26 protein-coding genes are annotated in these 24,687 nt (G+C 71.9%); 15 read left to right on the top strand and 11 right to left on the bottom strand.

The annotated features are described in order from the left end of the window. The first annotated feature begins 41 nt into the window (after positions 1-41). The 7 genes from KZC50_RS02610 (at position 42) to KZC50_RS02580 (ending at position 5,224) form a co-directional block, all read left to right on the top strand. Complete coding sequence (locus KZC50_RS02610; protein ID WP_301132034.1) at positions 42-656, top strand: NUDIX hydrolase family protein; 615 nt, start codon at positions 42-44, stop codon at positions 654-656. Between the two features lie 23 nt (positions 657-679). Then, entirely contained in the window at positions 680-1,513 is an 834-nt protein-coding gene (locus tag KZC50_RS02605; protein WP_310890523.1) for an AlbA family DNA-binding domain-containing protein, read from the top strand. Between the two features lie 51 nt (positions 1,514-1,564). Further along, the gene (locus tag KZC50_RS02600) at positions 1,565-2,752 is read left to right on the top strand and encodes a LolA family protein (protein WP_310890522.1); all 1,188 of its coding nucleotides are present in this window, start codon (positions 1,565-1,567) and stop codon (positions 2,750-2,752) included. Between the two features lie 86 nt (positions 2,753-2,838). Then, a complete protein-coding gene (locus KZC50_RS02595) occupies positions 2,839-3,774 on the top strand; it encodes an ABC transporter ATP-binding protein (RefSeq protein WP_310891517.1) in 936 nt (311 codons plus the stop codon). Further along, positions 3,761-4,606, top strand: coding sequence for an ABC transporter permease (locus KZC50_RS02590; RefSeq protein ID WP_301132037.1), 846 nt, complete (start codon positions 3,761-3,763; stop codon positions 4,604-4,606). The genes KZC50_RS02595 and KZC50_RS02590 overlap by 14 nt, the downstream gene beginning before the upstream one ends. A 28-nt stretch (positions 4,607-4,634) precedes the next feature. Further along, positions 4,635-4,883: a hypothetical protein gene (locus tag KZC50_RS02585; protein WP_301132038.1), complete on the top strand. Its 249-nt coding sequence runs from the start codon at positions 4,635-4,637 to the stop codon at positions 4,881-4,883. Beyond that, positions 4,880-5,224, top strand: a complete 345-nt coding sequence (locus tag KZC50_RS02580; RefSeq protein ID WP_301132039.1) for a type II toxin-antitoxin system PemK/MazF family toxin — start codon at positions 4,880-4,882, stop codon at positions 5,222-5,224. Before KZC50_RS02585 ends, KZC50_RS02580 begins: the two co-directional genes overlap by 4 nt. Before the next feature lie 15 nt (positions 5,225-5,239). Here the strand turns inward: KZC50_RS02580 and KZC50_RS02575 are convergent, their stop codons facing one another. The 3 genes from KZC50_RS02575 to KZC50_RS02565 are packed head-to-tail and all read right to left on the bottom strand — an operon-like array spanning position 5,240 to position 8,461. Continuing rightward, complete coding sequence (locus KZC50_RS02575; RefSeq protein ID WP_310890521.1) at positions 5,240-6,304, bottom strand: threonine aldolase family protein; 1,065 nt, start codon at positions 6,302-6,304, stop codon at positions 5,240-5,242. Between the two features lie 34 nt (positions 6,305-6,338). After that, positions 6,339-7,049 (bottom strand): SDR family NAD(P)-dependent oxidoreductase, encoded by a 711-nt coding sequence (locus tag KZC50_RS02570; RefSeq protein WP_310890520.1) that lies wholly within the window; start codon positions 7,047-7,049, stop codon positions 6,339-6,341. Then, positions 7,046-8,461: a DUF6421 family protein gene (locus KZC50_RS02565; RefSeq protein WP_310890519.1), complete on the bottom strand. Its 1,416-nt coding sequence runs from the start codon at positions 8,459-8,461 to the stop codon at positions 7,046-7,048. The genes KZC50_RS02570 and KZC50_RS02565 overlap by 4 nt, the downstream gene beginning before the upstream one ends. 128 nt (positions 8,462-8,589) lie before the next feature. On the opposite strand from KZC50_RS02565, the gene KZC50_RS02560 reads away from it, so the two are divergent. Both KZC50_RS02560 and KZC50_RS02555 read left to right on the top strand, forming a co-directional pair. Further along, complete coding sequence (locus KZC50_RS02560) at positions 8,590-9,087, top strand: Lrp/AsnC family transcriptional regulator (RefSeq protein WP_310890518.1); 498 nt, start codon at positions 8,590-8,592, stop codon at positions 9,085-9,087. Positions 9,088-9,157: 70 nt separating this feature from the next. After that, a complete protein-coding gene (locus KZC50_RS02555; protein ID WP_310890517.1) occupies positions 9,158-10,126 on the top strand; it encodes a diacylglycerol/lipid kinase family protein in 969 nt (322 codons plus the stop codon). A gap of 131 nt (positions 10,127-10,257) precedes the next feature. Here KZC50_RS02555 and KZC50_RS02550 read toward each other — a convergent pair whose 3' ends face one another. Beyond that, positions 10,258-10,743 carry a hypothetical protein gene (locus KZC50_RS02550; RefSeq protein ID WP_310890516.1) on the bottom strand — a complete coding sequence of 162 codons (486 nt, stop codon included), beginning with the start codon at positions 10,741-10,743 and terminating at the stop codon, positions 10,258-10,260. Between the two features lie 167 nt (positions 10,744-10,910). On the opposite strand from KZC50_RS02550, the gene KZC50_RS02545 reads away from it, so the two are divergent. Further along, entirely contained in the window at positions 10,911-12,119 is a 1,209-nt protein-coding gene (locus tag KZC50_RS02545) for a sensor histidine kinase (RefSeq protein ID WP_310890515.1), read from the top strand. A gap of 13 nt (positions 12,120-12,132) precedes the next feature. Next, positions 12,133-12,741 carry a response regulator transcription factor gene (locus tag KZC50_RS02540; RefSeq protein ID WP_231717876.1) on the top strand — a complete coding sequence of 203 codons (609 nt, stop codon included), beginning with the start codon at positions 12,133-12,135 and terminating at the stop codon, positions 12,739-12,741. A 114-nt stretch (positions 12,742-12,855) separates the two neighbouring features. Here the strand turns inward: KZC50_RS02540 and KZC50_RS02535 are convergent, their stop codons facing one another. The 7 genes from KZC50_RS02535 to KZC50_RS02505 all read right to left on the bottom strand — a co-directional run bounded on the left by KZC50_RS02535 (position 12,856) and on the right by KZC50_RS02505 (position 20,100). After that, a complete protein-coding gene (locus KZC50_RS02535; protein WP_310890514.1) occupies positions 12,856-14,034 on the bottom strand; it encodes an ABC transporter substrate-binding protein in 1,179 nt (392 codons plus the stop codon). An 80-nt stretch (positions 14,035-14,114) separates the two neighbouring features. Next, positions 14,115-14,972, bottom strand: a complete 858-nt coding sequence (locus tag KZC50_RS02530; RefSeq protein WP_310890513.1) for an ABC transporter permease — start codon at positions 14,970-14,972, stop codon at positions 14,115-14,117. Then, positions 14,969-15,802 carry an ABC transporter ATP-binding protein gene (locus tag KZC50_RS02525; protein ID WP_310890512.1) on the bottom strand — a complete coding sequence of 278 codons (834 nt, stop codon included), beginning with the start codon at positions 15,800-15,802 and terminating at the stop codon, positions 14,969-14,971. The genes KZC50_RS02530 and KZC50_RS02525 overlap by 4 nt, the downstream gene beginning before the upstream one ends. Then, positions 15,799-16,779: an ABC transporter permease gene (locus tag KZC50_RS02520; protein WP_310890511.1), complete on the bottom strand. Its 981-nt coding sequence runs from the start codon at positions 16,777-16,779 to the stop codon at positions 15,799-15,801. Before KZC50_RS02520 ends, KZC50_RS02525 begins: the two co-directional genes overlap by 4 nt. Next, a complete protein-coding gene (locus tag KZC50_RS02515; protein ID WP_310890510.1) occupies positions 16,776-17,792 on the bottom strand; it encodes a TIGR03842 family LLM class F420-dependent oxidoreductase in 1,017 nt (338 codons plus the stop codon). Before KZC50_RS02515 ends, KZC50_RS02520 begins: the two co-directional genes overlap by 4 nt. Positions 17,793-17,802: 10 nt before the next feature. Continuing rightward, the gene (hydA, locus tag KZC50_RS02510) at positions 17,803-19,239 is read right to left on the bottom strand and encodes a dihydropyrimidinase (RefSeq protein WP_301132057.1); all 1,437 of its coding nucleotides are present in this window, start codon (positions 19,237-19,239) and stop codon (positions 17,803-17,805) included. A 12-nt stretch (positions 19,240-19,251) separates the two neighbouring features. Continuing rightward, complete coding sequence (locus tag KZC50_RS02505; RefSeq protein ID WP_053546406.1) at positions 19,252-20,100, bottom strand: nitrilase-related carbon-nitrogen hydrolase; 849 nt, start codon at positions 20,098-20,100, stop codon at positions 19,252-19,254. 191 nt (positions 20,101-20,291) lie between these two features. Between KZC50_RS02505 and KZC50_RS02500 the strand changes: the two genes are divergently transcribed. From KZC50_RS02500 to KZC50_RS02485, 4 genes are all read left to right on the top strand, one after another. Then, positions 20,292-21,575 carry a sensor histidine kinase gene (locus tag KZC50_RS02500; protein ID WP_310890509.1) on the top strand — a complete coding sequence of 428 codons (1,284 nt, stop codon included), beginning with the start codon at positions 20,292-20,294 and terminating at the stop codon, positions 21,573-21,575. After that, complete coding sequence (locus KZC50_RS02495) at positions 21,572-22,228, top strand: response regulator (RefSeq protein ID WP_310890508.1); 657 nt, start codon at positions 21,572-21,574, stop codon at positions 22,226-22,228. The genes KZC50_RS02500 and KZC50_RS02495 overlap by 4 nt, the downstream gene beginning before the upstream one ends. Before the next feature lie 103 nt (positions 22,229-22,331). After that, a complete protein-coding gene (locus KZC50_RS02490; protein ID WP_053546403.1) occupies positions 22,332-23,150 on the top strand; it encodes an ABC transporter ATP-binding protein in 819 nt (272 codons plus the stop codon). Beyond that, a complete protein-coding gene (locus tag KZC50_RS02485) occupies positions 23,147-24,658 on the top strand; it encodes an ABC transporter permease (RefSeq protein WP_310890507.1) in 1,512 nt (503 codons plus the stop codon). Before KZC50_RS02490 ends, KZC50_RS02485 begins: the two co-directional genes overlap by 4 nt. The last annotated feature ends 29 nt before the right edge of the window (positions 24,659-24,687 follow it).

The following is a 24,687-nucleotide window of genomic DNA, read 5'->3' as shown; positions in this document are numbered from 1 at the left end:
GCCGCCCCGAACCCCGGCCGCCCGTGGGGTATACAGGAGTCATGCCGGTCCGAACGCCTGATCCCGACCCCGACGAGCGCGACGAGGGTGCCGCGAACGATCCGCTCCGCTTCGGTTCGGGGCCGTCGTCCGGCTCCACCAACCCCGGATGGCTGAGCGACGTCGAGCTCGCCGAAGCCCGGCGACGGATGCCGATGCTCTACGTCGAGGCCGTGCCGGTGCGCACCGACGGCGTGGGTGCCGTGACGCAGGTGGGCATCCTCCTGCGCGCGACGCCGGTGGGCGAGATGACCCGCACGATCGTGTCGGGGCGGGTCCGCTACGGCGAGACGGTGCGCGACGCGCTCTTCCGGCACCTCGAGAACGACCTGGGCCCGATGGCCTTCCCGCTCCTCCCGCTGCAGCCGGTGCCCTTCACCGTCGCGGAGTACTTCCCCATGCCGGGCCTGAGCGCCTTCCACGACGATCGCCAGCACGCCGTGTCGCTGCCCTTCGTCGTCCCGGTCACGGGCACGTGCGAGCCGCGTCAGGATGCGCTCGAAGTGACGTGGCTCTCGCCCGAGGAGGCGGCATCCGATGCGCTCGCCGCCGAGATGGAGGGCGGCCGCGGCACCCTGATCCGCCTCGCGCTGGCGAGCGTCGGCGCGCTCCGCTGACCGGACACGCACACGGATTCCGGATGCCGCACAGCCCGCTCCTCGTCGAATTCGCCGTCGCCCTGCCCGTCGTCCTCCTCGTCGCGTATGTCGTCGCGCGGGTGATCCGACGCCTGTTCGGGCGCCGCATCGCGCTGGAACTTCGCACGATGACGATCGTGTCGTTCCTCGGCGTCAGCGTCGGACTGCTGCTGTCGGGGATCTTCTTCTACGGCCTGCGCCTGTGGATGCCGACGACGATCCTGCTCGCCTTCGGGTGCAGCGTCGGCCTGTCGGCCCTGGTCGCCGGCATCGCGGCGTGGATCCGCCGGGGACGCGTCGACGTCGATGTGCCGGCCGTCCTCGCGGCGGGCGAGAGCGACCGGGTGGAGTTCAAGGAGACCGCGCGGTGGAACATCCGCGAGGACCGCAAGGATCCGCGCATGGAGATGGCGATCGCCAAGACCGTCGCGGCGTTTCTCAACAGTGCGGGCGGCGTCCTCGTCATCGGTGCGTCCGACGAGGGGCGGGCCGTCGGCCTCGACCGCGACCTCGCGACGCTCCGCACCCCCGACCACGACCGCTTCGAGCTGTGGCTGCGCGACCTGCTCTCCACGCTTCTCGGACGCAACGCCGCCGCCCTCCCGCGCCTGCAGTTCACCGTCGTCGAGGGCGCCACGGTGTGCGCGGTGATCTGCCCGCCCTCGCCGAAGCCGGTCTTCCTCACGGTGGCGAAGGACGGCGGCTCCACCGACCTCTGGGTGCGTGTGGGCAACTCCACCCGCTCGCTCGGCGTGGACGAGGCCGTCGACTACGTCGCGCGGCACTGGCGGCCCTCCGTCCTCGGGGCCCTCACCGGCACCGGCCCCACCCGCTGAGTCTTCGCTGTGACCCCGGTCGGCGCGCCGAGACCGGCGTAGCCTGACAGCATGTCCTCCGGTCGTCCTCTGCCCTCCCGTCGGGCCCTCGCCTGGACCGCCGCGGTCGCCGTGCCCGCCGTGGTCGGTGCCGCCGTCCTCGTTCCGCTGGCCGCGAGCGGCAGCGTCGATCTCCCCGACCTCACGCCCGAGCAGCTCCTCGCCCTTGCCGCCGACAGCGATGTCGACCAGCTCTCCGGCACCCTCGAGCAGACCTCCGCGCTCGGACTCCCCGACCTCGGCGCCGTCGCCGACGCGCTCGGCGGTGGGTCGAGCGGCGGGTCGAGCGGAGACCCGGGAACGGATGCCGACTCCCGCGTCGCCGACGTCGCCGATCTCCTCGAGCTGGTGACCGGCACGCACACCGCGAAGGTGTACCTCGACGGAGATCGCGCTCGCCTGCAGGTGCTCGACGAGCTCGCCGAGCGCAACGTCTACGTCGACGGCTCAGCCGGGGAGGCGTGGTTCGTCGACAGCGAGTCGCAGACCGCCACCCGCTTCGTCGCCCCGGAGGGCTCCGGCGAGAAGCCCGAGGACGCGCCGCAGGCCGAGCTTCCCACCCCACAGGAGATGGTCGACCGGGCACTCGCCGACCTCGACGAGTCCACCGAGGTGTCCGTCGGGACCGACGGTCGGGTCGCCGGGCGAGACGCGTACGAGCTCGTCCTCACCCCGCGCACCGACGACACGCTCGTCGGCGAGGTGCGCTTCGCCGTCGACGGTGAGACGGGCGCAGCGCTCGCGGCATCCGTCACCGCACGCGGAACGAGCGAGCCGGCGTTCGAGATCGCCTTCACCGACGTCGATTTCGCCGCTCCGGATGCCGCCGCGCTGACCTTCGCGCCCGGCGCCGGGATCACGGTGGAGGAGAAGGAACTCCCCGCGTGGACGGATGCCGATGCCCGCGACCACGCCGACAAGCCGGCGCCTCCGGCCTCCGCGCAGCCGCGGGTGAGCGGAGAGGGGTGGGCGACGATCGTCGAGATCCCGGCGCCCGCCGGGGAGCGCGACCCGATCGCGGGGCTCGCCCCTGACCAGGCGGCGCTGCTCGACTCGGTGACCACCGCGGTCGACGGCGGTCGGGTCCTCGAGACGGCGCTCGTGACGGTGCTGCTCACCGACGACGGTCGCGTCTTCGCCGGCGCCGTGCCGGCGGATGCGCTCGTGGCCGCCGCGGCCGCGGACGCACCCGGCCGGTGACCGCAGACGGCGCGGTGCCTGTCGGCGCCCCCGCTCGTGACGCCGCGAATCCGCACGACGCTGACGCGGACGCCGGCGACCTCGCGATCGCCACACGGGGTCTCACCAAGCGCTTCGGCGCGCAGACCGCCGTCTCCGACCTCGATCTTCGGGTTCCACGCGGGGCGGTGTTCGGCTTCCTCGGGCCGAACGGTTCAGGGAAGACCACGACGATCCGGATGCTGCTCGGCCTGATCCGACCCAGCGCGGGGGATGCCCGGGTCCTCGACACCGCCGTGCCCGCGGGACTCGACCGTGTGCTCCCGCGCGTCGGCGCCCTCGTCGAAGGGCCCGCGTTCGCGCCCTTCCTCACCGGGGCGCAGAACCTCGCCCGGCTCGACGCCGCCGACCGTCGGAGCGACCCCGCGACCCGCGGTGACCGCGTCGCCACGGCGCTCGAGCGGGTCGGGCTCGCTCACGCGGCGCGGAAGAAGGCGCACGCGTACTCGCTCGGCATGAAGCAGCGCCTGGGGCTCGCCGGCGCCCTGCTCGCCCCGCGGGAGCTCCTCGTCCTCGACGAGCCCACCAACGGCCTCGACCCCCAGGGCACGCGCGAGGTGCGCGCCCTCGTCCGCGCGCTCGCGGCGGAGGGTGCCACCGTCTTCGTCTCCAGCCACCTCCTCGCCGAGGTGGAGCAGCTGTGCTCGCACGTCGGCGTGATGAGCGGCGGGCGCCTGGTCGCGCAGGGGACGCTGGACGACTTCCGTCGCACCGGCGCGCAGCCGCGCGTCCACGTCCACACCCCCGACACCGATCTCGCCCGCTCCGCCCTCGCTTCGCTCGCGATGTCGCCGGATGCCGAGGCCGCGGCATCCGATCGCGATGTTGTGGTCGCCGCCCTGCCGGAGGACCGGGCGCCCGAAGAGATCGTCGCGGCGCTCGTGTCGGCCGGTGTGCGGGTGCGCGGGTTCGAGGTTGTCGGGTCGAGCCTCGAACAGCGCTTCGTGGAGCTCACCGGGGAGGGATTCGATGTCGTCGCGTGAGATCGCCGTCCGTCCCGGAGGCACGCTCCGCCTGTTCGCGAACGAGCTGGCCACCCAGTTCCGTCGCGGACGGACCCTCGCGATGCTCGGTGCGCTCGCGCTCATCCCGATCCTCCTCGGCGTCGCGATCCGGATCGCCGGCAGCTCGTCCCCGGGCCGGGGTCCGGCGTTCCTCGACCAGATCACCGGCAACGGCCTCTTCGTCGCGCTCGCCGCGCTGACGGTCGCGATCCCGCTGTTCCTGCCGCTCACGGTCAGCGTCGCCGCGGGCGACGCGATCGCGGGGGAGGCGGCATCCGGAACCCTCCGCTACCTCCTCCTCGTGCCGTCCGGACGCGCGCGGCTCCTGGCGGTCAAGTACGCGTGGGCGGTGGTGTTCTGCCTGACGGCGGCGGTGCTCGTGGTCGTCGTCGGCACGATCGTCGGGTGGATCCTCTTCCCTGTCGGCCCCGTGACGCTGCTCACCGGCACCGAGGTCTCGGTGGTCGAGGGGGTCGGCCGCGTGCTTCTCATCGCCGGATACGCGGCACTGTCGCTGTGCGGTCTCGCCGCGATCGGGCTGTTCTTCTCGACCCTCACCTCGGTGCCGATCGGCGCGATGGCCGCGACCGCGATCCTCGCTGTCGCCGCACAGATCGTGGGCGCCATCCCGCAGCTCGAGGCGCTGCATCCGTGGCTGTTCACCGACCGATGGCTCGACTTCGGCGACCTCCTGCGCGCGCCGATCGTGTGGGACGGCTTCGCCCAGAACGCCCTGCTCCAGGGCGCCTACATCGTCGTGTTCGTCGGCGCCGCGCTGTGGCGATTCGCCCGCAAGGACATCCTGACCTGATGTGTGCAGGGTGAGTCATACTGTCGGTATGACCACGACCATCAAGGTCAGCGACGAGCTTCGCGACCGGCTGAAGAAGCAGGCGTCACGCGACGGCGTGACCCTCGGCGCGCACCTCGCACGTCTGGCGGATGCCGAAGACCGTCGGCGTCGACTCCGCGACCTGGCCGAGGCCATCGCTGCGTCTGCGCCGGAGGTGCTGGCCGCCCACGCTGCCGAGACTGCTCACTGGGAGCGGGCCGAACTGATCGACGGTGCCGATGAATGGCGCGCGTGACCGCCTCTGAGCTCGGGCCGGGCACGATCGCGTGGGCGCAGCTCGAACCGGTTCAGGGTCGGGAGCAGGGTGGCCACCGACCGATCCTGGTGATCTCGTCGACGGGATACCTCGAGGCCGTCACGACGCTCGTTGTCGCCCTGCCCATCACCACGACCGACCGCGGGTGGCCCAATCATGTGCGGGTGGCGGGACCGAGTGGTCTCGACCGACCGTCATGGGTGATGACGGAACAGCCGCGGACGCTCGCTCGGTCGCGGATCACCGGGATCGCAGGCGTCGTATCCGATGCATGCCTCGCGAGTGTCCGAGTGTGGCTCGGGGACTTCCTGGACCTGTGAAACGCGGCGGGCCGCTCAGGCGGTTTCGCGCGCGATCGCGGCGATGAAGGCGTCGATGTCGGCTTCGGTGGTGTCGAAGCTGCACATCCAGCGGACCTCGTTCTTCGCCGCGTCCCAGTCGTAGAAACGGAAGGATTCGCGCAGGCGGTCGGCCACGCCGTCGGGGAGCGTCGCGAACACGCCGTTGGCCTGGGTGGCCTGGGTGAAGCCGACGCCGCGGATGGATCCGTCGGCGATGCCCGCCTCGACGCCGGCGCGGAGGCGCGCGGCCATCGCGTTGGCGTGCCGGGCGTTGCGGAGGTACAGGTCGTCGCTGAGCAGCGCGACGAGCTGCGCCGAGACGAAGCGCATCTTCGACGCGAGCTGCATGTTGAGCTTCCGCAGGTAGATGAGGCCGTCGGAGGCCGCGGGGTCCATCACGACGATCGCCTCGCCGAGCATCGCGCCGTTCTTGGTTCCGCCGAAGCTCAGCACGTCGACGCCGGCGTCGCGGGTGAAGGCGCGCAGCGGCAGGTCGAGGGCGGCGGCCGCATTCGAGATGCGGGCGCCGTCCATGTGCAGGCGCATGCCGCGGGCGTGGGCGTGGCCGGCGATCGCGCGGACCTCGTCGGCGGTGTACACGGTGCCGAGCTCGGTCGACTGCGTGATCGACACGACGAGCGGCTGCGCGCGGTGCTCGTCGCCCCAGCCCCACGCCTCGCGGTCGATGAGGTCGGGGGTGAGCTTGCCGTCCTCGGTCGGGACGGTGAGGAGCTTCAGGCCGCCGACCTTCTCGGGCGCCCCGCCCTCGTCGACGTTGATGTGCGCCGTCCCCGCCGCGATCACCGCACCCCAGCGGGGGAGCATCGACTGCAGGCCCGTGACGTTCGCGCCCGTGCCGTTGAACACCGGGAAAGCCTCGACGCCGTCGCCGAAGTGCGACGCGAACACCTCCTGCAGGCGGGCGGTGTACGCGTCCTCGCCGTAGGCGACCTGGTGGCCCTCGTTGGCCGCGGCGATCGCGGCGAGGATCTCCGGGTGGATGCCGGAATAGTTGTCAGAGGCGAAGCCGCGGACGGCGCGGTCGTGGAGGGTGCTCACTTCGTCCAATCTAGTCGGGGTCGTCGGCGCGGGATCAGCCGAGGGTGATCGGCGCGGCGAGGTCGTCGGGTGACGCGTCCCACAGTCCGACGACGGCGCGGGCGAGGTCGTCCTCGAGTCCGTCGAGGCTCTTCACGCGGAAGATGACGGATGCCGCCCGCGGCGTCTCGCCGGCATCCCGCGCGGCCTTGGCGTAGCCCTGACCGACCGCGCGGGTCCAGGTCTCCGCCGCCGCCTTGAGGGCGACGTAGTTCGCCGATCCGGCGAGGGGACGCTCGACGGAGGTGCTCGAGACGATCGCCAGGCGCCCGGCCGCGGAGGCTTTCAGGTCGTCGTCGACGGCCCGCGATACGTGGCGGAGGCTCGTGAGCGCCGTCTCCAGCGCGCGGTAGTCCTCCTCGGTCTGACCGGCGAGTCCGCCTCCGCCGCGCCATCCTCCGACGAGGTGGACGACGCCGTCGACGGGCCCGCCCGTGGCGTGGACGCGTGCGACGAGGTCGGCGACCGCGGATTCGTCGGTGAGGTCGCACACCTCGGCCGAGATCGCGCGCCCGGTTGCGGCGCGGACGTCGTCGACGAGCGCGGCCAGGCGTGCCGCATCCCGCCCGACGGCGATCACCTCGGCGCCCGCGGCGGCGAGCTCACGCGCGCAGGCGAGGCCCGAGGCGCTCGTGGCGCCGGCGATCACGACGCGGCGCCCGCGGACGGCGCGAGCTGCCGCTTCGGTCTCTCCGGCCTCGCTCACGCGGGGGTCCGCCCGGTGATCCCCGTGGTGGAGGCGATGACCGGACGCATCTTCTTCTCCAGGGCCTCGAAGAACATCGACAGGGGGAATTCGTCCGGCAGAACCGCGTCGGTGTAGCCCTTGGGGGCGCCGGCGAGGATCTCGTCGCTCAGCCCGCGCGCCCACACCGAGGCCGGGTGCGGGGTGACGACGCCGCGGACGAGGTCGTAGGCGGCGAGCCAGTGGGCGACCTTCGGGCGGTCGATCGAGCGCCAGTAGAGCTCGTCGATCGCGTCGCTGAGGGCGATGACCGCCGCCGGTACGGCGTCCCAGTCGAAGGCGAGCGTGGTGTCGGTCCAGTGCAGGACGCCGCGCTGGTGCAGCCACGCGAACAGCAGCTGTCCGCCGAGCCCGTCGTAGTTGCGCACGCGCGAGCCGGTGATGGCGAAGCGGAAGATGCGGTCGAAGATCACCGCGTACTGCATGAGGACCGCGTGCTGGAGGGTCTCCGCCTCGGTCGCGTCCAGTGTCTCGCCGGCCTCGACGCGGGCGCGCAGACGTGCGGCGATCCCGACGCACTCCCGGAACGCGGTCAGGTCGCAGCGCAGCTCCTCGAGGGAGTACAGGAAGAACGGCATCCGCTGCTTGATCATGAACGGGTCGAACGGGAGGTCTCCGCGCATGTGGGTGCGGTCGTGGATGATGTCCCACATCACGAACGTCTTCTCGGTGAGCTCCTGGTCGTCGAGCATCGCCGCGGCATCGGCGGGCAGCTCGAGCTTGGTGATCTCGGCGGCGGCGCGGACGACGCGGCGGTAGCGCGCGGCCTCGCGGTCCTGGAAGATCGCGCCCCACGTGAAGGTGGGGATCTCCCGCATCGCGACGGTCTCGGGGAAGAGCACCGCGGAGTTGGTGTCGTACCCGGGGGTGAAGTCGATGAACCGCAGCGAGACGAAGAGGGCGTTGCCGTAGTCGCCCGCCTCGAGCTGCGCGATGAACTCCGGCCAGATGACCTCGACGAGCACCGCCTCGACATGACGGTCGCTCGAGCCGTTCTGGGTGTACATCGGGAAGATCACCAGGTGACGGATGCCGTCGACGCGGTGCTGCTGCGGCTGGAACGCCACGAGGGAGTCGAGGAAGTCCGGGACACCGAATCCCTCCTCTCGCCAGCGGGCGAAGTCCGCGGCCGAGGCGCGGAGGTACGCGTCGTCATGGGGGAAGGAGGGGCGGAGCTCGTCGAGCGCCGCGATGATCGCGTCGACGTGGGCGGTGGCGGCGGGGTGGTGCGCGGCATCCGGGATCGACCCGTCCGACGCCTGCAGGGGCTGCAGGGCGGTTGCGGCGGCCTTGAGGCTCAGCCAGGCCGCGGAACCCTCGACGCCCGAGGCGGAGTGCGCGGTGGTGGTGGCCTGCGCGGTGGTGAGGGGCATGGGGCCTCCGATCGACGTGGGCGGGACGGATCTCGTCGCCGCACCATGCTACGGGAAGAATTCCGGCCGAATCAAACAAGTGCAGGATAATTATCGGCACAGGCGAAAGTGGCTGATACCGTCGCCGCATGACTGATCAGCGGGTCGACCCGCCTGCCCCGGAGCGCTCCTCGGCCCGCCTCGAGGACGACACCGACGCCGCGATCGTCGCCGAGGTCACCCGGGACGGGCGCGCGACGCTCGCCCACATCTCCGCGGCGGTGGGGCTGTCGATCTCGGCCGTGCAGTCGCGTCTGCGCCGGCTGGAGGCCCGCGGGGTCATCACCGGCTATCGCGCGGTGGTCGACGCCGAGGCCGTCGGCAAGCCGCTGGCGGCGTTCATCGAGATCACCCCGCTCGATCCCGGACAGCCCGACAACGCACCGGAGCTGCTCGAGCACCTGCGCGAGATCGAGGCGTGCCACTCGATCGCCGGCGACGCCAGCTACATCCTGCTCGTCCGGGTCGCGACGCCGCGGCACCTCGAGGAGCTCATCCGCGAGATCCGCCAGACCGCGTCGGTCAATACCCGGACGACCGTCGTGCTGCAGACCTTCTTCGAGCACCGGCCGGTCCTCCCCGCCTGACGGCCCGGGGCCTGCGGGGCCGATGCGCAACCCCCCGGGCCGCGGCATCCGTGGAGAGTAGCCTCGACCGATGACGGACGCACAGGCAGACGGGCACCCACCGCACACCGGACCGGACGGCGCGGGCCTCCTCGTGCTCCGCAATCGGCGCGCGGGCGCCTCCACGCTGCGGGCGGACCCGGGCGCGCGGCTGCTGCGCGAGCTCCCCGCGGCGCGCGTCCGCGAACTCGAGCCGGACGAGGACATGGCGGATGTCGTCGCCGAGGCGGTCGCGGGCGTCGACCCGCCCCGCATGCTCGGGGTGCTCGGCGGTGACGGCTCGGTCTCGGCCATGGCGCACATCGCCCGCACGGTGGATCTGCCGTTGTGGGTGGTGCCGGGCGGGACCTTCAACCACTTCTCGCGCGCGCTCGGGATCGACGGTCCCGACGCGGCGATCGCCGCGCTCCGGGGCGGTCGGGTCCGCGCGATCGACGTCCTCGAGGTGCGCGTCGACGACGGCGAGCCGCAGACGGTGCTCAATGCGGCGTCGCTCGGCCTGTACGCGGGGCTCATCGACGAGCGCGAGCGGCGGCAGTCGCTCGGCAAGTGGCTCGGCGCGCTGGTGGCGGCATACGACGAGATCACCGAAGCCCAACCCACCGAGATCGTCGTGGACGGTCGCCGCGCGCGCGTCTGGTCGGTCTTCATCGGGGTGGGTCTGCACGCGTCCGACCAGGTCGCGACACTGCAGCGTTCCGAGGCGGATGCCGGCACCCTCGACATCCGTATCCATCACGCGCGCGGCGGACGCCTGAGGGCGCTGGCGTCGTTGGCCTTCGGGCGGCGGACGCGGGCGGTGCTGCGCGCGGTGCGCGTCTTCCCGCCCGCGCGCGACGTCGAGCGGCGGCTCGTGGACGCGCTCGAGCTGCGCGTCCGCCCCGCCGATGCGGACCAGGCCGCCTGGGTCCACGACGGCGAGCTCGAGAAGGCCCCGGAGTCCGGCTTCACCCTCCACCTCCGCCGCGTCCCCGCCGCCCTGTCGGTCGTGACCTCCTGACCCCCCGGTTGCTCCTTGGCCGCGAGACTGCATCTTCCCGTCGAGACTGCGTGCGCGGCGTGCAGTCTCGACCGGAGGATGCAGTCTCGGCGTCAGTGGGGCCGGAGCGGGGGCGCCGGGGTGGGGCGGGGTCAGCGGGTGAGCTGGACGCCGAGGGTGGCGAGGACGCCGAAGGCGATGCCCCACAGGATGATCGAGACGATCTGCCAGAAGATGACGGTGTTGCGGTTCGCGCCGAACGACACCATCGCCGCCGACGTGATCTGGCTCGGCAGGATCGTCTGCCCCAGCAGGCTCACCCCGGCCACGCCGTAGCGGTCGAACGCGCGGCGCAGCTTCATGCGCCGCGGCGACTCCTCGGGTGCGGCATCCGCTCCGCCCCGTCCGGCGACGACCTTCGTGCGCACCCCGTGCGCCGAGAAGACGAACGCCAGCATCGAGGCGACGTTTCCGACGACCGCGACGCCGATGGCGACCGGCGTCGGCAGGCCGATGAGCACCCCGATGACCGACCCGAAGTACGACTCCACGAACGGGATCGCCGAGACGAGCATCACCCCGAGCCAGGAGATGTACTCGGGGAACGAGGCGGCGAAGTCCTGCAGGGCGGCGATCATGGGGGAGTCCTCTGGCTGTCGGGAACGGGTGGTCTGCGGCGCCGTGAGCGCCTCGATGACCATCCTTCGCGAACGGATGCCGCGGCGGCAGTGCGCCGGGATCACCGCCGTCCGGGTGTTCCCGCATGTCCGACCGTGACAGATGTCACTGGTCTACCCTCGGGGACGTGACCGTCGATCATCACCGGAACGTGCGCACGACGTGGCTCTACACCCTGGGCTCGATCGTGGCGTTCGTGGGCTTCTTCAGCGGGTTCATCGCGCTGATGATGCTCGCGGCCCTCGCCGTGGCGCCCACGGCCGCGCTGTCCGTGGCGATCGTGCTGCAGCTGGTGGCGGGCGTCGTGCAGATCCGCTTCTGCTGGTACCTGCGCGGCGGACGCGGGGCGGGGATGCCGGGCCTCGGCCCCACGCTGGCGCTCTTCCTCCCCGCGGCGGCGGTGTGGGTGCTGACCCTTTTCGCTCCGGGCGTCGCGCTCGTGGGAGCCGCCTCCCTCTGGGTGGCGCTGTGCCTGGCGGCCTGCCTCGTCGGCCGCCGACGCCGGTGGGAGCTCATCGCGCTCGGCGCGATCCTCCTGGTCGGACACACGGTCCTCGCCGAGCGCATCACCCCACCCGTGCCCGGGGAATCCCTCGTCGAGGCCGGCACCGCATGGGCGACGGTGATCTACGCCGCGTTCGTCCCGTTCATGCTGCTGACGAGCGTGTGGTTCTGGGAGGTGGTGCTCGAGCTCGACCGGCACCGCCGGACGGCCGCGGCGCTCGCCGTCACGCGCGAGCGCCTGCGGTTCGCCTCCGACCTGCACGACATCCAGGGCCACCACCTGCAGGTCATCTCGCTGAAGGCCGAGCTCGCCGAGCGCCTCCTCCCGGTCGACGTGGAGGCGGCGCGCGCGCAGCTGCGCGACGTCCGCACGATCGCCCACGAAGCGCTCGCCGAGACCCGCTCGCTGGTCGCCGGCTACCGGCAGGTGTCGCTCGACGACGAGCTGTACAACGCCCGCGAGGTGCTCGGGGCCTCCGGTGCGCGGTGCACGCTGCGCGTGGAGGCCCTCCCCGACGAGGACGCGACGCGCAGCGCGCTGGCGCTGACGGTCCGCGAGGCGACGACCAACATCCTGCGCCACAGCGAGGCCACCGAGGTCGAGATCACGGTCGTCGCCGCGGTCGGCGGATGGACGCTCACGATCGCGAACGACGCGGCCGCGCCCGCGGCGACCGATTCCGTCGACGCGGGGAGCGGCATCGCCGGGCTCCGGGAGCGCCTGGTCGCCCTCGGCGGAAGCCTGGATGCCGCGCACGAGGGGGACCGGTTCGTGCTGCGCGCGATGGTGCCCGCGGTCGCGCGGCCGTCGACGAGCGGGGTGCGCGCGTGAGCGGGTTGCGCCGGTGAGCGGCATCCGTCTCCTCGTCGCCGACGATGAGCACCTGATCCGGGGCGCGCTCGTGGCCCTGCTGCAGCTGGAGCCCGACATCGAGGTGGTCGCGACGGCGGAGAACGGCATCCGTGCCGTCGAGGAGGCGCAGAAGCACCGGCCGGACGTGTGTCTGCTGGATCTCGAGATGCCCGAGGCCGATGGCCTGGAGGCGGCCGGGAAGATCCTCGCCAGCGTGCCGTCTCGCGTGGTGATCGTCACCCGCCACGCCCGGCCCGGGGTGCTGCGACGTGCCCTGGCGAGCAAGGTGTCGGGGTTCGTGCCGAAGTCGACGCCGGCGGAGGAGCTCGCGGACGTCATCCGGACGGTCGCCGCCGGGCGCCGCTACATCGATCCCGAGATCGCCGCGGTGGCGCTGACGGCCGAGCGGAGTCCACTCACCGATCGCGAGCTCGACGTCCTCCGCCACAGCCGCTCGGCCCACAGCGTGCAGCAGATCGCCGATCGCCTGCACCTCGCGCCCGGCACGGTGCGCAACTACCTCTCCGCGGCGATGATGAAGCTCGACGCCTCCTCCCGCCACGAGGCCGCCGACCGCGCCTGGGAGCAGGGCTGGATCTAGCCCCCGCGTCCCCCGTTTACCCGCGAGACTGCATCCTCCCGTCGAAACAGCGCGCGCGGCATGCAGTCTCGACCGGAGGATGCAGTCTCGCGGTCAGGGGAAGGGGAGAGGGGGCTACTGGCCGCCCTCGGTGAGGGTCACCTCGATCGGGGTGTAGGTGCCGGCGACCTCGACGCCCTCGTCCTGGAGCTCGGCGAGCGCCTGCTCGATGTACTCGTTCGAGAAGGCGGATGCCGGGGGCTCGGCCGTGATGAGGTTGAGGCCATCCTGGTTGACCGCGGCGAGGGCTCCGGCGACGGTCTGGTCCCACGCGGCCTGGTCAACGACGCCGAACTCGCCCCCGGTCCAGATGAGCTTGTTCACCTCGTTCATCTGCCACAGCTGGTGGGTCGGGCCGACGGGGAAGGCCGCCTCGGCGTTGATCGCCGCGTCGTACGTGATCTGCGCGGCCTCCTCGGGATTGTCGCGGGCGAAGACCCAGCCCTTGACGACGGCCTTGAGGAAGCGCACCGCCGCGTCGGCGTAGGCGGGGTCGCTCTCGAGGCGCGCTGTGTCGGCCCAGATCGCGTCCTGCAGCATGGCGCCGGCGGTGTCCTGGTACGACACGACGTCGAAGTCCTCCGGCTGGTACAGCTCGCCGGTGTCGGGGTTCACGACCTCGAGGATCTGCGCCCACTCGTTGTAGGTCATCGCCTGCGCGGCATCCACGTCGCGGTCGAGCAGCGCGTTCATGCTGAAGTCCTGCGTGACGATCGACACCGTCGAGGCGTCGAGTCCCTCCTCGGCCATGGCCGCGAAGATCTCCCACTCGTTGCCGAAGCCCCACGATCCGATGCGCTTGCCCTCGAAGTCGGCGACCGATTCGATGCCGCTGTCGGCCCACGACACCTGCAGGGTTCCGGAGTCCTGGAAGACCTGGGCGATGTCGGTGAGCTCGGCGCCGCTCGCCTCGAGGCTTCCGAGCACCTTCGGCACCCACGCGACGGCGAAGTCGACCTCGCCCGCGAGGAGCGCGTCCTGCGGCACGATGTCGCCGCCCGACGGGAGGATCTCGACGTCGGTGAAGCCCTCGTCCTCGAAATAGCCCTGGTCGAGGGCGACGTAGTAGCCGGCGAACTGTGCCTGCGGCAGCCACTGCAGCTGCAGCGATACCGAGGTCATCGTCTCGGTCTCGCCGGAGTCGCCGCCGGCGCCGGAGTCGGAGTCGGACGATCCCGCGCAGGCGGAGAGGGCGAGCGCGCTGACGGTGATGACGGATGCCGCGGTGAGCGTGCGACGGATGCGGTGTCTCATGCTGTTCCTTTCTCGGGTGGTGCAGGGGTGGTGCCGTTAGGTGTTGCAGGGAGGCGTTGCAGGTACGGGAGGTCGTGGGCTCAGCCGGTCGACCGTCGCGTCGCCCAGCGCTCGAGCAGCGAGGTGACGACGTAGAAGGCGAGCCCGATGAGCATCCCGCCCACGACGAACGCCCACGCGAGCGCGGCGCGTCCGGACTTGGCGTAGGTGGCGATCGCGGTGCCGATGCCGTCTGCGGGCCCGCCGAAGTATTCCGCGACGAGCGCGGCGATCACGGCGAGGGAACTCGCGATCCGCAGCCCCGTCATGAGGTACGGAAGGGCCGTGGGGAGGGTGAGGAGCCGGAAGGTCTGCGCGCGCGAGGCCGCCGAGGCGCGGAGGAGGTCGCGGTGCACCGGGCGGGTCTGCCGGAATCCGCGCAGCACCGTGACGAACACCGGGATGAAGGCCGCGATCATCGCCACCGCCTGCCGGCCGAACTGGCTGGACGCGCCGTACATCGTGTTGAGGATCGGGGTGATCGCCACGATCGGGATCACGGCGAGGGCCGAGACGAGCGGTGCCAGCATCCCGTCGATGGGGCGGATCGTGGCCGCGAGTGCCGCGAGGACGATCGCGAGGATCGACCCCGCCACGAGCCCGACGAGGGCGTTGGTGGCGGTGATGGCCATGTCGTCGGCGATGATGTTCCACCGCAGCACGAACTCCGCCGCGATCGCCATCGGACTCGGCAGCATCCGGGGCGCGGTTCCGAGCACGTCGACCCAGAAGATCCAGGCCACGAGGATCACCAGCCCGACCCCGACGGGCGCGACGACCTTCGCCCATCCCGGCAGGTCCCGCCCGGCGCGGGGCGACGCGCGGTGCGGTGCGCTCCCCGCGTCCAGCCCCGAGACGACGTCGGATGCCGGAGCGGATGCCGGTGCCGGTGCGGTCATCGCTCGTTCGCCCTCTCCACCGGGGCGCCGTGGAGGGCTTCGCGGACGGCCGTGACCCGCGCGAAGTACTCCGGGGATTCGCGCAGGGCCTCGTCGCGGTCCTCGCCTAGGTCGGTGACGATGACATCGGTGATCCGGCCGGGGCGCGGGCTCATCACCACGACGCGGTCCGAGAGGAACACCGCCTCCGGGATCGAGTGGGTCACGAACACCACCGCGGCTCCGGTCTCCACCGCGATGCGGGCGAGCTCGGACTGCAGGTACTCGCGGGTCATCTCGTCCAGGGCGCCGAACGGCTCATCCATCAGCAGCAGCTTCGGGCGGGACGCGAGGGCGCGGGCGATCGCCACCCGCTGCTGCATCCCGCCGGAGAGCTGGTCGGGGTAGCGGTCGACGAAGTCGGTGAGGCCGACCAGCTCCGCGAGTTCCGCGACCCGGTCGGCGCGGGCGGCCTTGCCGGTGCCGTGGAGCTCCAGCGGCAGGGCGATGTTCGCCGCGACCGTCCGCCAGGGGAGCAGCCCCGCCTGCTGGAACGCGATGCCGTAGTCCTGGTCGATCCGGGCCCTGCCGGCGGGCTTGCCGAAGATCCGCAGGTCGCCGCTCGTGGCCTGGTCGAGGTCGGCGATGAGGCGCAGGAGCGTCGATTTCCCGCATCCGGATGGTCCGATCAACGAGACGAACTCGCCCGCCGCGACCTCGAGGTCGACGCCGGTGAGGGCCATGACCTCGCCGGTCTTGGTGGGGAAGACTTTGCCGACGTCGGTGGCGTGCACGGCGGCGTCGACGGATGCCGGGGCGGGGCCGGCGGCGGGGGTGTGCGCAGTCGTCATGCCGCGGCTTCTCCTCTGCGGTAGGTGGCGAGGGCCAGTCCGATCAGCGCGACCGAGCCGGCGGCGATGAGTCCGAGGGCGATCGCGCCGAAGGTCGGGCCCCAGGGGGCCGCGGGATCGCTGGATGCTTGACCTGCGAGCTGGATCAGCATCCGTCCGATGCCGCCGCGCATGCCGATGGAGACCTCCGCGACGACCGCACCGAGCACCGCGTTGGCGGCGGCGAGACGCAGCGCCGGCAGCAGGTACGGCACCGACGCCGGAAGCCGCAGGCGCAGGAGCGTCGGCCAGTAGCCGGCGGCGTAGGTGCGCATGAGGTCGAGGTGGATGCGGTCGGGCGATCCGAGTCCCTTGAGGACGCCGATCGCGACGGGGAAGAACGCCAGGTACGACGCGATGATCGCCACCGAGAGCCACTGCGGCCACGGCGTCCCGCCCCGGTCGATCTGGATGCCGATGGCGTTGACGACCGGCGCGAAGGCGATGAGCGGCACGATCTGGCTGATCACGATCCAGGGGAGGAGCCCCCATTCGACCAGGCGCCAGCGTTGCATGAGCAGCCCGAGGAGCGCACCGACGGTGACGCCGATCAGCCAGCCGACGGCGGCGATCCCGAGCGTCACGAGCGCAGCGCTCATCACCGACACGACCAGCGGAGGTGTGTCGCCGCCGCTCGTGGGCTGGAAGAGGCGCGAGACCATGTCCCACACGTGCGGCATCGCGCGGTCGTGGGTCCGCGGAAGGATCAGCAGCCCCGACCCCGCCTCCCCCTCGATGGCACCGACCGTCACGCCCTCCGCGGGGCCGAGGAACTTGTAGCCCTCCCAGATGAGGAGCACCACCAGGATGCCGAGGGCGCCCCATCCGGCGGCGACCCACCCGCGCAGCTCCCGCTCGCGGCGGGCACTCCCGCGCACCCCGCGCACCTCGCGGCGTTCACCCCCGCGCGCCGGGGTGCTCGCGGGGGCGGTGGTCACGACTTCGCCGTCAGGTGGGACTGGAGGGCGGGGATCACGGTCTCGCCGTAGACCCGCATCGTCTCCTCCTTGTTGTCGTGCTGGAGGTAGCCGGCGAACTGCGTGACCCCGATCGCGCGGAGTGCTTCGAGCTTGGCGATGTGCTCGTCCGCGGTTCCGAGGATGCAGAAGCGTTCGACGATCTCGTCGGGGACGAAGTCGACGTGGTCGTTGTCGGCCTTCCCATGGGTGTTGTAGTCGTACCCCTGGCGGCCGGCGATGTAGTCGGTCAACGCGTCCGGGACGGCCCCGTGGTGTCCGTACTTCGCCACGATGTCGGCGACGTGGTTGCCGACCATCCCGCCGAACCAGCGGCACTGGTCGCGCATGTGCTCCCGGTCCTCGCCGATGTACATCGGGGCGGCGACGCAGAACGCGATCGAGTCGGGGTCGCGTCCGACGTTCGCCGCGGCATCCCGCACGGTCTTGATCATCCAGGCGGCGATGTCGAGGTCGGCCAGCTGCAGGATGAACCCGTCCCCGACCTCCCCGGTGAGCTTCAGCGCGAGCGGACCGTACGCGGCGACCCAGACGTCGAGTGCGGATCCCCGACTCCACGGGAACCGGATGGTCGCGCCGTTGTACTCGACGGGCCGGGAGTTGCCGAGCTCGCGGATCACGTGGATCGATTCGCGCAGCTCCCTCATCGTGACCGGCTTGCCGTTCGTCACGCGGACGGCCGAATCGCCCCGCCCGATGCCGCAGATCGTGCGATTGCCGTACATCTCGTTGAGGGTGGCGAAGACGGATGCCGTGACCGTCCAATCGCGCGTGGCGGGGTTCGTGACGAACGGCCCCACCGTCACCCGGTTCGTCTCGGCGAGGATCGCCGAGTGGATGACGTACGGCTCCTGCCACAGCAGGTGCGAATCGAACGTCCACACGTGGCTGAATCCGTGCGCCTCGGCGAGCTTCGCCAGCTGCACGGTGCGGGCGGCGGGCGGGTTGGTCTGGAGGACGACTCCGAAGTCCATGCGGGATCCCTTACGTGAGGTACTGCGTGAGTCCGCGCTTGATGAACCGGCCGTCGCCCTTGGCGCCGAGGTAGGCCCCGTCGTCGATGACGACCTTGCCCCGGGAGATCACGGTGTCGACGTGCCCGTCGATCTCGTACCCCTCCCACGCCGAGTGGTCCATGTTCATGTGGTGGGTGGCGTCGATCCCGATGGAGGTGTGGCCGTTCGGGTCGTAGACGACGATGTCGGCATCCGCTCCCGGTTGGATCACGCCCTTGCGGCCGTACATGCCGAACATGCGCGCCGGAGTGGTGGAGGTGAGCTCGACCCAGCGCTCGAGCGTGAGGCGGCCGGTGACGACGCCCTGGTACATGAGGTTCATGCGGTGCTCGACCGAGCCGATGCCGTTGGGGATCTTGCGGAAGTCGCCGAGGCCGAGCTCCTTCTGGTCCTTCATGCAGAACGGGCAGTGGTCGGTGGAGACCATCTGCAGGTCGTTGGTGCGCAGGGCCTGCCACATGTGGTCCTGGTGGCCCTCGGCGCGCGAGCGCAGCGGCGTGGAGCACACCCACTTCGCGCCCTCGAACGCGCCCCACTCGTCGCTCTGCGCGCCGAGCTGCTCCTCGAGCGAGAGGTAGAGGTACTGCGGACACGTCTCGCCGAAGACGTTCTGGCCGCGGTCGCGCGCCCACGCCAGCTGCTCGACGGCCTGCTTCGCGCTCACGTGGACGACGTACAGCGGTGCGCCCGTCACGTCGGCGAGCATGATCGCGCGGTGGGTGGCCTCCTCCTCCATCTGCCACGCGCGGGCGATGCCGTGGTAGTACGGGTCGGTCTTGCCCTGAGCGACCAGCTGCGCGGCGAGGACGTCGATGGCGGGGCCGTTTTCGGCGTGCATCATCGTGAGCAGCCCCGTCTCGCGGCTCACCTGCATGGCCCGGAGCACCTGCGCGTCGTCGGAGTAGAAGACGCCGGGGTAGGCCATGAAGAGCTTGAAGCTCGAGATGCCCTCGTCGACGAGTTTCGGCATCGCCGCGAGCGAGGCGTCGTCGACACCGCCGATGATCTGGTGGAAGCCGTAGTCGATCGCGCAGTTGCCGGCGGCGAGCTCGTGCCAGCGTTCCAGGCCCTCGAAGACGTCCCCGCCGTAGGTCTGGACGGCGAAGTCGACGATCGTCGTCGTCCCGCCCCACGCCGCCGCCCGCGTCCCGGTCTCGAACGTGTCGCTGGCGGAGGTGCCGCCGAACGGCAGCTGCATGTGGGTGTGGGCGTCGATCCCTCCGGGGATGACGTACTTGCCCGTCGCGTCGATCACGCGGTCGACGGATGCCGCGACATCCGTTCCGAGGAGGGCGGAGCCGGGCTGGAGCACGGCGACGATCGTCTCGCCGTCGACGAGGACGTCGGCGAGGCCGCGCCCGGTGGCCGAGACGACGGTGCCGCCGGTGATGAGTGTCGTGGTCATGTGCCCGTCCCCTTACGGCTTCGCGATCCGGGTGTAGGAGTCGGGGCGGCGATCCCGGTAGAACTGCCAGTCGTCGCGCATCTGCAGCACCATGTCCATGTCGAGGTCGCGGACGAGCACCTCGGTCTCGGTGCCCGACCCGCGCTCGCCGACGAAGTTCCCGCGCGGGTCGATGACCTGGCTCGTGCCGTAGAAGTCCACGGCGAGGTCGCCGTACTCGTTGTCCTCGCGCCCGACGCGGTTCGGCTGGAGCACGAAGTAGCCGTTGGCGACGGCCGCGGCCGGCCCCTCGACCTCCCACAGGCGGTTGGACAGGCCGGGTTTGGTGGCGTTGGGGTTGAACACCATATGCGCGTCTGCGAGGCCGAGCTCGCGCCATCCCTCGGGGAAGTGGCGGTCGTAGCAGATGTACATCCCGACGCGTCCGACGGCGGTGTCGAAGACGGGGTAACCGAGGTTGCCGGGGCGGAAGTAGAACTTCTCCCAGAACCGGTCGAGGTGGGGGAGGTGGTGCTTGCGGTACTTCCCGAGCACCGTGCCGTCGGCATCCACCAGCACGGACGTGTTGTAGTAGACGCCCGTCTCGGCCTCTTCGTAGATGGGCAGGACCATCACGGTGCCGAGTTCCTTCGCGAGGGCGGCGAAGCGCTGGACGATCGGACCGTCCGCCTGTTCGGCGTAGCGGTAGTACTTCTTGTCCTGCGTGATCCCGAAGTAGGGCCCGTAGAACAGCTCCTGGAAGCACACGACCTGGGCGCCCTGCGCGGCCGCATCGCGGGCGAAGCCCTCGTGCCGGTCGAGCATGGAGGCCTTGTCGCCCGTCCAGGTGGTCTGGGTGATGGCTGCACGTACCGTCGTCATCGTCTCTCCGTCCGCCGTGCCCGAAACCTGATCCTGACGCGAACACGTTTCCCGTCGATTTCGGCCTGTGTCGCGACAGTAAAGCCTCCCGAGACCCGCGGCAATGGGTCCGCGCGTGCACCCCCGTCGCGGGCAGGGGATACATCGGGAGACGGATGCCGGGGAGCGGGGAAGCGCATAGCGTGGGGCGGGTGTTCCGTGCGCTGCCCGTCCGATCCGTCGTGATCGACATCGTCATCGCGGTGGGCTTCCTCGCGATCGCGCTGCCCGTCGAGGTGCAGATCGTGCCGTGGGCGGGGCTCGAGCAGCGCGTCGGCACCACACTCGCCGCCGTCCCGGGGATCGCCGTCGCGTTCGTGTTCGCCGGCTCCCTCGCGTTCCGGCGCCTCGCTCCCGGACTCGCCCTGGGCGCCGCGTGGGCGGGCGCGGTGCTGCAGATGGGCTTCGGGCGTCCGCCGAGCTTCTCGGATGCCGCGGTGTTCGCCGTCCTCTACACCGCCGCCGCGTACGGGACGCGCCAGGTGTTCTGGACAGGGCTCGGCTCCGCGATCGCCGGAGCCGGCATCGGCACCGTGTATCTCTTCGTCGGTCCGCTCTCGGGCGGCGCCGCGGTGTCGTGGGAGACCCTCCCCGTCGCCGCGATCGTGCTGGTCGCGGCGGTCTTCGCCCTCGGGCTGTCGTGGACGATCGGCGCCCTCGTCCGCACCTCCCGCCGCGCCCGCGAGACGCGGCAGGAGCGCGAGGTCGCCCGCGCCGAGACCGCCGCCGAGGCCGAGCGCGTGCGCATCGCCCGCGACATGCACGACGTCGTCGCGCACTCGCTCGCCGTCGTGATCGCCCAGGCCGACGGTGCGCGGTACGCCGCGGCCGCCGACCCTGCCGCTGCCCCGGCGGCGTTGGCGACGATCTCGGCGACCGCCCGCGACGCGCTCGCCGACGTCCGGCTGCTGCTCACCCAGCTCCGCCACTCCCAGTCCGAGGGACCGCAGCCGACCCTCGCCGACCTCGAAGGGCTGTACGCGCAGGTGCGGGAGGCCGGCGTCGACCTGCGGGTGGACGTCGATCCGATGCCGATCGGCGACCCGCCCGCCGGCGTCCAGCTGGCCGTCTTCCGCATCGTCCAGGAGGCGCTGACGAACGCACTCCGCCACGGCGACCACTCCTCCCCGGTCGAGGTGGGTCTGCGCTGGCTGCCCGAGCGCGTCGAGGTGGGGATCGAGAACGTCGTCGCCCCCGCGGCATCCGCGCCCGCGCCCGCTCTGACGGATGCCGCCCCCGGCGGCGACCTCCCGCGCGGCCACGGACTCATCGGCATGCGCGAGCGCGCGCAGCTCGTCGGGGGAAAGGTGGATGCCGGAGCCGATGGGCCGGTCTTCCGTGTCCGCGCCGTCATCCCCGTGCCCCCGGCACCCGGAAGCCCCTCGTCCGCTCCCGGAGACCCCTCTCGGTCCCCCTTCACCCCGGAAGAGTCATGACCGCACCCATCCGCGTCGTCCTCGTCGACGATCAGGCCCTCTTCCGCGCCGGCATCCGCATGCTCGTCGACTCCCAGCCCGACCTCGCGGTCGTCGGCGAAGCGTCCGACGGGGCGGAGGCGCTCACGGTCGTCCGTGCCACGCGGCCGGACGTCGTGCTCATGGACATCCGGATGCCGGTGATGGACGGGCTCGTCGCCACCGCCGAGCTCCTGCGCGACGACGCGCCGCCGCGGGTGGTGATGCTCACCACTTTCGACCTCGACGAAGCCGCCGCGCGCGCGATCCGCCAGGGCGCGAGCGGGTTCCTCCTGAAGGACGCCGATCCGGAGTTCCTCCTCGCCGCCGTCCGGACCGTCCACGCCGGATCCGCCGTCATCGCCGCGTCGGCGACGCGGGAGCTCTTCGCCCACGTCGCCACCGACGCCGCGCGCCCGGCGCCCGCCGTTCCCGAGACCTACCGGCAGCTCACCGAGCGCGAGCGGGAGATCTTCGCCCTCGCCGCCCGCGGGCTCTCCAACGCGGAGATCGCCGCGCGGGAGTTCCTGTCCGAGGCGACGGTGAAGACCCACATCAGCCGCATCCTGACCAAGCTCGGCCTCCGCGACCGCGTGCAGCTGGTGGTCTTCGCCTTCGACCACGCCCTGGTGTAGCCCCCGCCCGCGTCGCGCCGCCCGCGGAGATCATCCTTCCGACGTACGCGGATGCGACCCGAGACCGACGCGGCGGACGGATGCCGATTCGTAGCGTCGAAGCATGCGAACGACGATGAACGAGCTGGGCCTCGCGGCCCGCGTGTACCGACTGACGAAGACCTACGGCGGCGGATCGGCCGAGGTCCGCGCCCTCGACGGGGTGGACGTGGCGATCCGCCGCGGGGAGTTCACCGCGATCATGGGGCCGTCGGGGTCGGGCAAGTCGACCCTGATGCACATCATGGCGGGCCTGGACGCACCGACCGGCGGCGAGGTGTGGCTCGGCGAGACCGAGATCACCGGACTCAGCGACCTCGAGCTGACGATCCTCCGTCGGCGGCGCGTCGGGTTCGTCTTCCAGTCCTTCAACCTCGTCCCCACCCTCACCGCGCTCGGGAACATCCTGTTGCCGTTCGACCTCGACGGGCGCGCGCCGAGCGCCCTCGAGCGTGGCCGCATCGACGACCTCGTCGACCGGCTCGGGCTGTCCTCCCGCCTGCACCACCGTCCGCACGAGCTCTCCGGCGGGCAGCAGCAGCGCGTCGCGATCGCGCGCGCCCTGGCCACCGGCCCCGACCTCGTCTTCGCCGACGAGCCGACCGGAAACCTCGACAGCCGCAGCGGCGCGGAGGTCCTCCGCCTCCTCGCCGACGCGAGCCGCGCGCACGGCCAGACGATCGCGATGGTCACCCACGACCCGGTGGCCGCGGCGCACGCCGACCGCGTGCTGTTCCTCGCCGACGGACACCTCGTGGCCGACAAGCCGCGCCAGACCGCCGAGCAGATCTCCGCCTACATGCTCGCCGCCGAGGCGGAGACGGAGCCCCGGACGGATGCCGCGCCCGCCGCATCCGTCGCCTCCGCCGGAGCGCTCCGGTGAGCGCCGGCATCCGGGAGAGCCGCGGCACCGGGGCGAGCATCCTCGTGGCGGCGATCTCCACCGCGTTCGGCGTGGTGCTCCTGAGCGCGACGGGGTATCTGGCGGCGGTGCTCCGCGCCGACCCCTATCTCGGCGAGAGCGACACGCTGGCCCTCGTCCTCGGCATCCTGTCGGCGCTCCTCCTCGGGGTGGCGCTGTACGTCGCGGCGATCGTGACGGCCAACACCTTCGCCACCGTGGTCGCGGGGCGCACGCGCCGCATCGCGCTCCTCCGCCTGATCGGGGCCTCGGCCCGCTCGCAGCGCTCGGAGATCGGTCGCCAGGGTCTGTCGGCGGGCCTCTGGGGCGCGCTGATCGGACTCGCCGCCGGTATCGGCATCGCGGCTCTCGGCATCATCGCGGCCGAGACGTTCCTCGGCGTGCCGTCGGTGGACTACCCGGTCGTGCAGCCGGTGCTCGTGCTCCCCGCGATCGCGGTGACGCTGACGACGTGGGCCGCGGCGTGGGCGGGTTCGCGCCGGGTGCTGACCGTCACACCGCTGCAGGCGCTCGGCGGTGCGGTCGAGCAGCCCTACCGCGAGGCCCGAGGGAGTCGGGCCCGGACCGTCGGGGCTCTCGTCCTGCTCGGGTGCGGAGTCGTGCTCCTCGCCGGCGGCATCCTCGTCGGCTTCGTCACCCCGTTCGGGGTGGTCGTGGCCTTCTTCGGCGGTGTCCTGTCGTTCTCCGGGCTCGCCGGTGCGTCGACGCTGTTCATGCCGCCGCTGCTGCGCGCCGTCGGCCGTCTGTTCGGGCGCTCGGCGATGGCGAGGCTCGCGGCCGAGAACGCCCTCCGCCACCCCGAACGCTCCAGCCGCATGACCATCGGCGTCGTGATGGGGGTGGCGCTCGTGACGATGTTCGGTGTAGCGGGCGAGACGACCAAGAGCGTCATCGCCGCCTCGGGCGAGGGCGAAGCGCCCGCGGAGCTGACGACCCTGCTCGACACCTTCAGCGGCATCATGATGGGGCTCGTCGCGGTGGCCGCCGTCATCGCCGCCGTCGGGCTGGTGAACCTCCTGACCCTCGGGATCCTGCAGCGCCGACGCGAACTCGGACTCCTTCGCGCGCTCGGCGTGACCGACCGCCAGGTGCGGCGCCTCGTGCTGCTCGAGGCCGCGCACGTCACGGTGACGGCGACCGTCACGGGCCTCGTGCTCGGCATCCTCTACGGCTGGGTCGCCGCGCAGTCGCTGTTCGGGGCGATCCCGATGCCGCCGGCGTGGTCGACGCCCACCTTCGTGCTCCCCGCGGTCCCGTGGGGGCCGGTGGCGGTCATCGTGGTGGCGACGGCCGTCCTCACCCTCCTCGCCGCGGTCGCGCCGACCCGGCTCGCGACGAACGTCACGCCTGTCGAGGCGCTGCGCGAGGACGGGGGAGCGCCGGCATCGCGCGAGAAGCAGCGTCCGCGCGGCATCCGTCGCTACCGTCGCCGCGGTGCCCGTACCGCACTGAGCCCCGCGGGACGCTGAGCCCCGCGCGTTCGTGTGGCACTCGTGGC

Origin of the sequence: Microbacterium aurantiacum, assembly GCF_031625015.1 — a bacterium.
Taxonomy (GTDB): domain Bacteria; phylum Actinomycetota; class Actinomycetes; order Actinomycetales; family Microbacteriaceae; genus Microbacterium; species Microbacterium aurantiacum.
Note: the sequence above shows the minus strand (reverse complement) of the source record. Positions and strands in the feature narration are given on the sequence as shown.